The 10,875-nt window shown below is 69.7% G+C and carries 11 protein-coding genes and 1 riboswitch; of the genes, 10 read left to right on the top strand and 1 reads right to left on the bottom strand.

Annotated elements, in window-relative coordinates; all coding sequences use genetic code 11:
• Nucleotides 1-211: 211 nt before the first annotated feature.
• The 10 genes from ACIQMU_RS24055 (at nucleotide 212) to ACIQMU_RS24010 (ending at nucleotide 10,254) form a co-directional block, all read left to right on the top strand.
• Nucleotides 212-823 carry a CDP-alcohol phosphatidyltransferase family protein gene (locus ACIQMU_RS24055; RefSeq protein ID WP_352242165.1) on the top strand — a complete coding sequence of 204 codons (612 nt, stop codon included), beginning with the start codon at nucleotides 212-214 and terminating at the stop codon, nucleotides 821-823.
• 113 nt (nucleotides 824-936) lie between these two features.
• Nucleotides 937-3,432 (top strand): mannose-1-phosphate guanyltransferase, encoded by a 2,496-nt coding sequence (locus tag ACIQMU_RS24050; protein ID WP_352242166.1) that lies wholly within the window; start codon nucleotides 937-939, stop codon nucleotides 3,430-3,432.
• A gap of 98 nt (nucleotides 3,433-3,530) precedes the next feature.
• The gene (locus tag ACIQMU_RS24045; RefSeq protein ID WP_352242167.1) at nucleotides 3,531-4,442 is read left to right on the top strand and encodes a DUF881 domain-containing protein; all 912 of its coding nucleotides are present in this window, start codon (nucleotides 3,531-3,533) and stop codon (nucleotides 4,440-4,442) included.
• Entirely contained in the window at nucleotides 4,439-4,771 is a 333-nt protein-coding gene (locus tag ACIQMU_RS24040) for a small basic family protein (protein ID WP_003970459.1), read from the top strand. Before ACIQMU_RS24045 ends, ACIQMU_RS24040 begins: the two co-directional genes overlap by 4 nt.
• Nucleotides 4,772-4,776: 5 nt before the next feature.
• On the top strand, nucleotides 4,777-5,586 hold the full coding sequence (locus tag ACIQMU_RS24035) for a DUF881 domain-containing protein (protein WP_402689643.1): 810 nt from the start codon (nucleotides 4,777-4,779) through the stop codon (nucleotides 5,584-5,586).
• Nucleotides 5,587-5,776: 190 nt separating this feature from the next.
• A complete protein-coding gene (locus tag ACIQMU_RS24030; RefSeq protein ID WP_402689642.1) occupies nucleotides 5,777-6,556 on the top strand; it encodes an FHA domain-containing protein in 780 nt (259 codons plus the stop codon).
• 41 nt (nucleotides 6,557-6,597) lie between these two features.
• The gene (locus tag ACIQMU_RS24025; protein WP_352242170.1) at nucleotides 6,598-7,341 is read left to right on the top strand and encodes a MerR family transcriptional regulator; all 744 of its coding nucleotides are present in this window, start codon (nucleotides 6,598-6,600) and stop codon (nucleotides 7,339-7,341) included.
• 53 nt (nucleotides 7,342-7,394) lie between these two features.
• Nucleotides 7,395-7,868, top strand: coding sequence for a bifunctional nuclease family protein (locus tag ACIQMU_RS24020; protein WP_006123076.1), 474 nt, complete (start codon nucleotides 7,395-7,397; stop codon nucleotides 7,866-7,868).
• A gap of 168 nt (nucleotides 7,869-8,036) precedes the next feature.
• Entirely contained in the window at nucleotides 8,037-8,672 is a 636-nt protein-coding gene (locus ACIQMU_RS24015; RefSeq protein WP_402689641.1) for a MerR family transcriptional regulator, read from the top strand.
• Nucleotides 8,673-8,799: 127 nt separating this feature from the next.
• Complete coding sequence (locus ACIQMU_RS24010) at nucleotides 8,800-10,254, top strand: DNA polymerase IV (RefSeq protein WP_352242172.1); 1,455 nt, start codon at nucleotides 8,800-8,802, stop codon at nucleotides 10,252-10,254.
• Here ACIQMU_RS24010 and ACIQMU_RS24005 read toward each other — a convergent pair.
• Nucleotides 10,176-10,547, bottom strand: coding sequence for a PRC-barrel domain-containing protein (locus ACIQMU_RS24005; RefSeq protein WP_352242173.1), 372 nt, complete (start codon nucleotides 10,545-10,547; stop codon nucleotides 10,176-10,178). The genes ACIQMU_RS24010 and ACIQMU_RS24005 overlap by 79 nt on opposite strands.
• A gap of 132 nt (nucleotides 10,548-10,679) precedes the next feature.
• Nucleotides 10,680-10,777: riboswitch (glycine riboswitch) on the top strand.
• Nucleotides 10,778-10,875 lie beyond the last annotated feature (98 nt).

The raw sequence follows: 10,875 nt of genomic DNA, 5'->3' as shown, positions 1-10,875 counted from the left end.
AGCGCCGATGGTACTGCAGGGGGGACCCTGTGGGAGAGTAGGACGCCGCCGAACAATTTTTCCGGGAAAGCCCCGTGCCATTGGCACGGGGCTTTCCTGCGTACTATGTCCTATTCGCACTGTTCTCGCTCCACCCCCGTGCACCGGGCAGGGGAAGCTGAGGGTAGGGTCAGGGGGCATCATTGGCACGTTCTTCACAGGAGGCCCCCGGGTGGAGGTCCAGGAGACTCGGGTCCAGACGGACCGGGTCCTCACCATCCCCAACATCCTCAGCATGGCTCGCCTTGTCGGGGTACCGCTCTTCCTGTGGCTGATCCTTCGCCCCGTGTTCGGAGGGCCCAACAGCGACAACTGGGCGCTGCTGGTGCTGATGCTCAGCGGCATCAGCGACTACCTCGACGGGAAGCTCGCCCGCAAGTGGAACCAGATCAGCAACCTCGGCCGGCTCCTGGACCCGGCGGCGGACCGCCTCTACATCCTTTCCACCCTGATTGGCCTCACCTGGCGTGAGATCTTGCCCCTCTGGGTCACCGCCGCCCTTCTCGCCCGGGAACTGATGCTTCTCGTGATGGTGGCCATCCTGCGACGCCACGGCTATCCGCCTCCGCAGGTCAACTTCCTCGGGAAAGCTGCAACGTTCAACCTGATGTACGCCTTCCCCTTGTTGCTGCTCAGCGACGGGAGTGGTTGGCTGGCCACACTGGCCGCCGTTTTCGGATGGGCGTTCGCAGGATGGGGTACAACGCTCTACTGGTGGGCAGGAATCCTCTATGTGATACAAGTCCGCCGGCTCGTGAAGGCGGACCCAGCAGTGGCCGATTGAGCTCGTTGATGCGGGACCGCGCAGTGTGGCCGGTCCGCGGCAGATGCTGTGAATGGATGCCCCGACGGGCGAAATCGGCTGACCGTCGTCTCTTCTAGGAGGACGTTTCCGACATGAAGGCCGTCGTGATGGCTGGCGGCGAAGGCACACGTCTTCGCCCCATGACCTCGAGCATGCCCAAGCCGCTCCTGCCCGTGGCCAACAGGCCGATCATGGAGCACGTCCTGAGGCTGCTCAAGCGGCATGGGCTCAGCGAAACCGTAGTCACCGTCCAGTTCCTCGCCTCCCTCGTCAAGAACTACTTCGGCGACGGCGAGGAGCTCGGAATGGAGCTCACCTATGCCAACGAGGAGAAGCCACTCGGCACCGCGGGCAGCGTGAAGAACGCCGAGGAGGCGTTGAAGGACGACACGTTCCTCGTGATTTCCGGTGACGCGCTCACCGACTTCGACCTCACCGACCTCATCGCCTTCCACAAGGAAAAGGGCGGACTCGTCACGGTCTGCCTGACCCGCGTTCCCAATCCACTGGAATTCGGGATCACCATCGTGGACGAGAACGGCCAGGTCGAACGGTTCCTGGAGAAGCCGACCTGGGGACAGGTCTTCTCGGACACCGTGAACACGGGCATCTACGTCATGGAGCCCGAGGTCTTCGACTACGTCCAGGCCGACACCTCCGTCGACTGGTCCGGTGACGTCTTCCCGCAGCTGATGAAGGAAGGCAAGCCCATCTACGGCTACATCGCCGAGGGCTACTGGGAGGACGTCGGCACACACGAGAGCTACGTCAAGGCCCAGGCGGACGTTCTGGAGCGCAAGGTCGACGTGGAGCTCGACGGCTTCGAGATCTCGCCCGGCGTGTGGGTCGCCGAAGGCGCGGAGGTCCACCCCGACGCCGTACTGCGGGGGCCGCTCTACATCGGCGACTACGCCAAGGTGGAGGCGGACGCCGAGATCCGCGAGCACACGGTGGTGGGGTCGAACGTCGTCGTCAAGACGGGCGCCTTCCTCCACAAGGCCGTGGTGCACGACAACGTCTACATCGGACAGCACAGCAACCTGCGGGGCTGTGTGGTCGGCAAGAACACCGACATCATGCGTGCGGCCCGGATCGAGGACGGCGCCGTCATCGGGGACGAATGCCTGGTCGGCGAGGAGTCGATCATCCAGGGCAACGTGCGGGTGTACCCGTTCAAGACCATCGAGGCCGGGGCCTTCGTCAACACCTCGGTGATCTGGGAGTCCCGGGGGCAGGCGCATCTCTTCGGAGCGCGCGGTGTCTCCGGAATCCTGAACGTCGAGATCACTCCCGAACTGGCCGTACGGCTGGCCGGCGCCTACGCCACGACCCTCAAGAAGGGATCGACGGTCACGACCGCACGTGACCACTCCCGAGGCGCCCGCGCTCTCAAGCGAGCCGTCATCTCGGCCCTCCAGGCCAGCGCCATCGACGTCCGGGACCTGGAGAACGTACCCCTGCCCGTGGCGCGCCAGCAGACCGCCCGGGGCAGCGCCGGCGGCATCATGATCCGTACGTCGCCCGGGGTGCCCGACTCGGTGGACATCATGTTCATCGACGAGCGCGGAGCCGACCTGTCGCAGGCCCAGCAGCGCAAGCTCGACCGCGTCTACGCGCGCCAGGAGTACCGCAGGGCCTTCCCCGGCGAGATCGGGGACCTGCACTTCCCGTCCAGCGTGTTCGACTCGTACACCGGGTCCCTCCTGCGGAACGTTGACGTCGAGGGCATCGCGGACTCCGGGCTCAAGGTCGTCGTCGACGCCTCGAACGGCAGCGCCGGGCTCGTACTGCCCAGCCTGCTCGGGCGGCTCGGCGTGGACGCGCTGACGATCAACCCCGGACTCGACGAGTCGCGGCCCACCGAGTCCGTAGACACCCGGCGGGCCGGCCTCGTGCGGCTCGGGGAGATCGTCTCCTCGGCACGGGCGGCCTTCGGTGTGCGGTTCGACCCGGTGGGCGAGCGGCTCTCCCTCGTCGACGAACTGGGCCGGATCATCGAGGACGACCGGGCCCTGCTGGTCCTCCTCGATCTCGTCGCCGCCGAGCGGCGCAGCGGCCGTGTCGCCCTGCCCGTGACGACCACACGCGTCGCCGAGCAGGTGGCGGCCTACCACGGCACCCAGGTGGAGTGGACGACCACCTCACCCGACGACCTGACCCGGGTGGGCCGTGAAGAGGACACCATCTTCGGAGGAGACGGGCGCGGAGGGTTCATCGTTCCCGAATTCAGCAGCGTCTTCGACGGAACCGCCGCCTTCGTCCGGCTCATCGGGCTCGTGGCGCGCACCCAGCTAACCCTGAGCCAGATCGACGCCCGCATCCCCCGGGCGCATGTCCTGCGCCGCGACCTGGCGACGCCCTGGGCCGTCAAGGGACTGGTCATGCGCCGCGTCGTCGAAGCGGCCGGTGACCGCAGCGTCGACACCACGGACGGAGTCCGGGTGGTCGAGGCGGACGGGCGATGGGTCATGGTCCTGCCCGACCGGGCGGAAGCCGTCACCCACCTGTGGGCGGAAGGCCCCGACGACGCCTCCGCCCAGGCGCTGCTCGACGAGTGGGCCGCCGTGGTGGACAGCGCGGGAGACTGATGTGACGACCGGTGCGCCGCGACACCCCGGGCAGGGGGGCGCGGCGCACCGGTGGGGCCATTCGGCGGCAGTCGTGATGACGTGCGACGATGTGCGGCATGTCGCAGCAGTCCCCCGATCGGAGCACCGCCCCGCCCGCACGCCCCGACGCCTCCATGTCGCTGCTGAACAACGTGATGGACCACAGCCTCGACGACGGGTACGCGGAAGCCTCGGCGCGGCGTGAGGCCGACGGGAGCGCGGGGCTGCCCCGTACGCTCAAGTCGAAGCTCGGCCTGGCCGCCGGACTGGTGGTGGCCGCCCTGGTGGTCACCCTCGGCGCCGCCGAAGCCCGGATCTCGGCGCCGGTCGTCGCCAAGGAACGCGAAGAGCTGATCGACCGCATCGACGCGGAGACACGGGCCGCCGACACGCTGGAGTCCGAGGTCGACAGCCTCCGCTCCGATGTGAGTGAACGTCAGCGCAAGGCCCTGGAGCGGCACGGCGGGGACCAGGGGGAGCTGGTGGCCCTGCTGGCCGGAGCAACCCCCGTCGAGGGCCCCGGAGTGAAGCTGGTCGTCGACGACGCGAAGAACACCGACCAGGGCGGCGGCGGGCCGCGCGAGTCGACCGGCTTCGCCGACACCGGGCGGGTGCGCGACCGGGACATGCAGCGTGTCGTCAACGGTCTGTGGGAATCCGGGGCCGAGGCCGTCTCCATCAATGGGCAAAGGCTGACCGCGCTGTCCGCCATCCGGGCCGCCGGCGACGCCATACTGGTCGACAACAGACCGCTCGTACCGCCGTACACGGTGCTCGCGGTGGGGGACGGCAAGAAGCTCGCGACCGAGTTCCGGGACAGTGCCGACGGGCAGTACCTCAACGCGCTCAAGGAGAGCTTCGACATCCGCACCAGCATCTCCGATGAGGCGACGGTGCGGCTTCCGGCCGCACCGAGCCTGATCGTCCGTACAGCAGAGCCGAAGGCCGCCGGCAGTGATGCGGCAGACACAGGGAAGGGCACATCGTGATCGCCGTACTGGGCCTCGTCGTGGGAGTCGTGGTCGGACTGTTGGTCCGGCCCGAGGTTCCGGCGGTGGTCGAGCCCTACCTGCCGATCGCGGTCGTCGCCGCGCTCGACGCCGTCTTCGGCGGCCTGCGGGCCATGCTCGACGGCATCTTCGTCGACAAGGTCTTCGTGGTCTCCTTCCTCTCCAACGTCGTGGTGGCCGCGCTGATCGTCTTCCTCGGCGACAAACTGGGTGTAGGCGCTCAGCTCTCCACCGGTGTGGTGGTCGTACTGGGCATCCGGATCTTCTCCAACGCCGCCGCGATCCGCCGGCACGTCTTCCGGGCTTGAGGCCGATGAACAACGAAGAGAACCCCCGCAGCGAACGGCCCGAGGGCGGCGAGTCCGCCATCCCGGACGCTCCCGCGCCGCCGTCTGCCCCGGAGGTGTCCGGCCGGCAGAGGCTGCTGGCGGGCCTGTGGCCACCGCGGCTGAGCCGGGCCCAACTGATCGTCGCCCTGCTGCTGTTCGGGCTCGGACTGGGGCTCGCCATCCAGGTGCGGTCCACCAACGACGACAGCGCGCTGCGCGGCGCCCGGCAGGAGGACCTGGTCCGCATCCTCGACGAGGTCGACGACCGGACCCAGCGCCTGGAGGACGAGAAGCAGCGCCTGGACGATCAGCGCACCGAACTGGAGAACAGCTCCGACCAGGCCGAGGAGGCCCGGAAGCAGACGCTGGAGAAGGAGCGCCAGCTCGGCATCCTCGCGGGCACCGTGGCGGCCCAGGGTCCCGGCATCACGTTGACGATCACCGACCCCTCGGGGGCGGTCGCTCCCGACATGCTGCTCGACGCCGTCCAGGAACTGCGGGCGGCGGGAGCCGAGGCGATCCAGGTCAACGGGGTGCGGGTGGTGGCCGGCAGCTACTTCTCCGGGAGCGGCGGGGACGTCGAGGTGGACGGCCGGAAGATCGAAGCGCCCTACGAGTTCACGGTGATCGGCAAACCGCAGGATCTGGAGCCCGCCCTCAACATCCCCGGCGGTGTCGTCCAGACGCTGGAGAAGGAGCAGGCCACGGTGCTCGTGGAGCGGTCCGAGGACATCGTGGTGGACGCCTTGCGACCGGCGCAGCGGCCTGACTACGCTCGGTCGTCATCCCCGTGAGGCGGGCGAGCGTGAGGGCCGGTGGACCGGGTCGGACGGTTGCGGGGGGTCGGCGCACCGGATTGGTGGTGCGTGGTGGAAACTGTCGGGTGGATACGGACGTTGTGAAGATGTCCGGGTCGGCAGGTGTGTTCAATCAGGGTTCGTCCTGCCCCACGGGCGGGTCTATGTCGGTCAAGGGGAATCGCCCGTGAAGTTGTTTGCGAAGTTGTTCGGGAAGAGTGCACGCGAGGACAGCAACAGTGCTGCCCGCCATCGCGCGCCGCGCCACGGTCAGGGCGACGAGCAGGAGGCGGGGCGTCCGCTCTTCCGTGACGAGGTGCCCGGTGCGCCTGGTGGTGACGGTGTGTCGTCCGCCGACCCCGCCGGTGCCGGACGCATAGGTTTCGGCGAACCGTCGGCCTCCGGCGCGGGCGGTGGGGCCACCCCGGGGGGCTCGTCGATGCCCGTCTGCACGAGGTGCGGCCACCGCAACGCGGAGGCCAGCAGGTTCTGTTCCAACTGCGGCACGCCGCTGCGGGGAGGCGTTCCGGAGCGCCCTTCGGAGACGACGTCCACGATCTCCATCTCCGGTCTCGAGGCGTACGAGGCGGAGGCGACGGGCCAGACCTCTCTGCCCTCGCTCTCCCCGGAGGCCCAGGCCGCGGTCGACGCGCTGCCCGGCGGTTCGGCGCTGCTGGTCGTGCGGCGGGGCCCGAACTCCGGGAGCCGTTTCCTGCTCGACAGCGACCTGACCACGGCCGGCCGTCACCCGCAGAGCGACATCTTTCTCGATGACGTAACCGTGTCGCGGCGTCATGTGGAGTTCCGCAGGAGTCCGGACGGTAGCTTCACCGTGGGGGATGTCGGCAGTCTCAACGGCACCTACGTCAACCGCGAGCGCATCGATTCGGTCCAGCTGTCCAACGGCGACGAAGTCCAGATCGGAAAGTACCGGCTGGTCTTCTATGCGAGCCCGCGGGGCGTGTGACCAGCCTCGGACTGCGTCCGGGGGGATCCCCAGGAAGGCCCATGCTGCGAACACCGACAGGCGGTGCCGGCCACGGCACCGCCTCCGCGGAAGCGCGACCGATGAGCATCGGAACGGTGCTCATCCAGCTGCGCGACGAGTTTCCCGAAGTCACCATCTCCAAGATCCGGTTCCTGGAGGCGGAGGGGCTCGTCGAGCCCCAGCGCACTCCTTCCGGATACCGGAAGTTCGCCCCGCGTGATGTGGAGCGACTGGCGCAGGTGCTCCGTATGCAGCGGGACCACTACCTGCCGCTGAAGGTCATCCGGGAGCACCTGGACGCGCTGGCCCGGGGGGAGCAGCCCGTCCTGCCCTCGCCCGGCGAGCGACGGGACCTGGCCGAGGGCGTGTGGGAGGCGGGCTCCGGTGCGGCGACCGCCGCCCGGGTCGGGCGCGCCGAGCTGCTCGCGGCGGCCGAGGTCGACGAGGAGCGGCTGACCGAATGGGAGTCCTACGGGCTCATCGTCCCGGCCCCCGAGGGCGGCTACGACGCCGAGATGGTGACCGTCGCCAAGCTGGTGGCGGAGCTGGGGCGCTTCGGTCTGGAACCGCGTCATCTTCGCGCCATGCGGGCCTCCGCCGACCGGGAGGCCGGGCTGGTGGAGCAGCTGGTCGCCCCCCTGCGGCGGCACCGTAATCCGCAGACCAGAGCACACGCCGAGGCCACCGCGAACGAGCTCGCCGAGCTGTCCGTACGGCTCCACGCGGCCCTCGTGCAGAGCGCTCTGCGCAGCCGTCTGCGCTGACCTCGGCGGAGCCCGACTACCCAAACATGGCGAGCACGTCCTAGGGTTGCTGTGTGAACGAGCTTGACGTTGTCGGTGTCCGGGTGGAAATGCCCTCCAACCAACCGATCGTCCTCCTGCGTGAAGTGGGAGGCGACCGGTACCTCCCCATTTGGATCGGTCCGGGGGAGGCGACCGCGATTGCCTTCGCCCAGCAGGGCATGGCTCCCGCCAGGCCGCTTACCCATGACCTGTTCAAGGATGTGCTCGAGGCCGTGGGCCAGGAGCTCACCGAGGTCCGCATCACGGACCTCCGCGAAGGGGTCTTCTACGCGGAACTCGTCTTCGCCAGCGGCGTGGAGGTGAGCGCACGGCCCTCCGACGCCATAGCGCTGGCCCTGCGCACCGGCACGCCGATCTACGGCAGTGACGGCGTGCTGGACGATGCGGGCATCGCGATCCCCGACGAGCAGGAGGACGAGGTGGAGAAGTTCCGCGAATTCCTCGACCAGATCTCTCCGGAGGACTTCGGTACGAACAGCCAGTGACCGTCCCGCAGGGGTGCCGTCAGCGCATCCGACAAGCCTTTCCCGGAAGTGAGACACGGGAAACCACCCTCAGGGTGATTATCACTCGGCGTGCCGAGTGTGGCGATCGTTGACGCACCCCGAGTGACTGCCTACCTTCGAGTGGGCAGGTCAAGGACGGAGGTCGGCGTGAGAAGCAGCGGCGACGGTACGGCGGCGGGTGGGCCGTATCCGCAGCACGGCAGTGGAGCCGACCACGCCATCAGGCAGCCGGTTCAGCCGGTTCAGCCGGCGCCGGTGGCAGCGGGCGGCGTGGCAGCGGCGAGCGATGCCGGCGACATCGGCTATCGCGGACCGACGGCGTGCGCGGCGGCGGGGATCACCTACCGCCAGCTGGACTACTGGGCGCGTACGGGACTGGTGGAGCCCAGCGTGCGGCCGGCCTACGGGTCGGGGACCCAGCGTCTCTACAGTTTCCGGGACGTGGTCCTCCTCAAGATCGTCAAACGGTTCCTGGACACCGGGGTCGCACTGCAGAACATCCGCACCACGGTCCAGCACCTGCGGGCCCGCGGATTCCAGGATCTCGGGCGGATGACGCTGATGAGCGACGGGGCCACGGTCTACGAGTGCTCCTCGCCCGACGAGGTCGTCAGCCTCCTCCAGGGCGGGCAGGGGGTCTTCGGCATCGCCGTGGGCGTCGTCTGGCGGGACGTGGACGCGGCGCTCTCGCAGCTGCACGGCGAGCGGGTCGACACCGGAGAGACCCTCATCGGCCACAACCCCGCGGACGAGCTGGCACGGCGCCGCAACCGTGCGGGCTGAGCACCCGGCCGGACACCCCGGACGAACCGCGCGGCGGGAGCCCGACGAGCGGTACCGCGACCCGGTCCGGCACCCCCGCGGGCGCCGGAGGGGCCCGTTGTCAGTGGCATAGGGCAGCATCGACGGTGTGAGACCCGCGCCCACCATCCTTCACCTGGACATGGACGCCTTCTACGCGTCGGCGGAGCAGGCGGCCAAGCCGAGTCTGCGCGGCAAGGCGGTCGTGGTGGGCGGCCTCGGCCCCCGGGGCGTGGTCGCCACCGCCTCGTACGAGGCCCGGCGCCTGGGGGTGCACTCGGCGATGCCGACCGCGCAGGCCCGGCGGCTCGCACCGAACGCGGCCTACCTGGTGCCGCGCTTCACCCTGTACCGCACGGTGAGCGACCAGGTGATGGAGCTGCTCGGGCGGTTGTCGCCCCTGGTGGAGCCGCTCAGCCTGGACGAGGCGTTCGTGGACCTGGAGGCCGGCGGGGCGGCGGACGACTCGGCGTCGGCCCGCGCGACGGGCGAGGGGCTGCGGGCAGCCATCCGTGCGGTGACCGGCCTCAGCGGATCGGTCGGACTGGCGGGTTCCAAGATGCTCGCCAAGATCGCCTCCGAGGAGGCCAAGCCCGACGGACTGATGCTCATCGAGCCGGGCACCGAGCGTGAGCTGCTCGCCCCCCTCTCCGTCCGCATCCTGCCGGGGGTCGGTCCCGCCACCGGCGACCATCTCAGACGCGCGGGGATGACCACCGTCCACGACCTGGCCGAGGCGGGTGAGGCGGAGCTCGTCCGGCTGGTCGGAAAGGCCCACGGCCACGGGCTCTACCGGATGGCACTGGGGCTCGACGACCGGCCGGTGGTCGCCGAGCGGGACACCAAGTCCGTATCGGTCGAGGACACCTTCGACGTGGACCTGCACGACCGGGTGCGGGTGCGGGCCGAGGTGGAGCGGCTGGCCGTCCGGTGCGTGGAGCGGCTGCGCGCCGCCGACCGGTCGGGCCGCACGGTGGTGCTGAAGGTCCGACGCTACGACTTCTCCACGCTGACCCGCTCCGAGACGCTCAGGGGCCCCACGGACGACCCCACGGTGGTCCGTGAGGCGGCCGGGCGGCTCCTGGAGTCCGTCGACACCACGGGGGGCGTACGGCTCCTGGGGGTCGGGGTCACCGGACTGGCCGACTACACCCAGGAGGACCTGTTCGCCCAGGCCGCCGACGCCAGGGAACGGGCGCAGCGGGCCCGGGAGATCCTGGCCCCGGCCGCGGAGGGCGGCCAGGAGACCGTCCCGGAGCCCGAGCCGGACAGCGCCGAGCTGCTCGCCGCCCGGCGCTGGCCCGCCGGGCACGACGTGTGCCACGAGGAGCACGGGCACGGCTGGGTGCAGGGGAGCGGCGTCGGCCGGGTCACCGTCCGGTTCGAGGAACCGTGGAGCGCGCCCGGCCGGGTCCTCACGTTCCGCGTCGACGACCCGCTGCTGCGGCCCGCCGACCCGTTGCCCCTCGTCCGCGATGCGGCCGACTACTCCTCCTGGCCCGCCAGCCTGCCGAAGTCCCGGTCGGGCGCCGACTCCTTCGAGGGCGGGGAGTCCAGCCCGTAGTGCCGGTAGAGCTGCAGTTCCTGCTCGGGCGAGAGGTGCCGGCCGACGCCGAAGTCCGGCGCGCCCTTGATCAAGGCCCGGTCGAAGGGGACGCGCAGCGTGTCCTCGACGAATTCGCTCGGTTCCAGGGGCACGAAGGCATCCCTGCTGAACAGGCCCGTGCGGATGGCCGCCCACTCGGGCACGCCCGTCGCGTCGTCGAGATAGACCTCATCCACCGTTCCGATCTTGGTGCCCTTGCGATCGAACGCCTTGCGGCCGATCAGGCGGCGCGGATCGATATCGGTCTGCACGGTGCCTCCCACTGGTCGCAACTGCTCAGGGTGGGCCCGGTCGCTCCACCAGCACCACACAAGTGCAGATCCGCGGTGTCGGCCACTCGAGAGCCTCGGCGCAGTGGCCGCTGGTAGGCTGGCCGTGGCTGCTGACCCCGTGCGGGAGAGTCCTCCGGTGCGGAATCCGGAGGCGCCGAAGGAGCAACTCCTCCCCGGAATCTCTCAGGCTCCCGTACCGCACGGACGAGGTCACTCTGGAAAGCAGGGCGGTTCCGTGCGGGCGCGAGTCCAGGCGGAATCGACCCTCACCGACGGTGAAAGTCGGCACGCCCCCGGGCGGGCCGGT

This window comes from Streptomyces sp. NPDC091649 (assembly GCF_044756785.1).
Taxonomy (GTDB): domain Bacteria; phylum Actinomycetota; class Actinomycetes; order Streptomycetales; family Streptomycetaceae; genus Streptomyces.
Note: the sequence above shows the minus strand (reverse complement) of the source record. Positions and strands in the feature narration are given on the sequence as shown.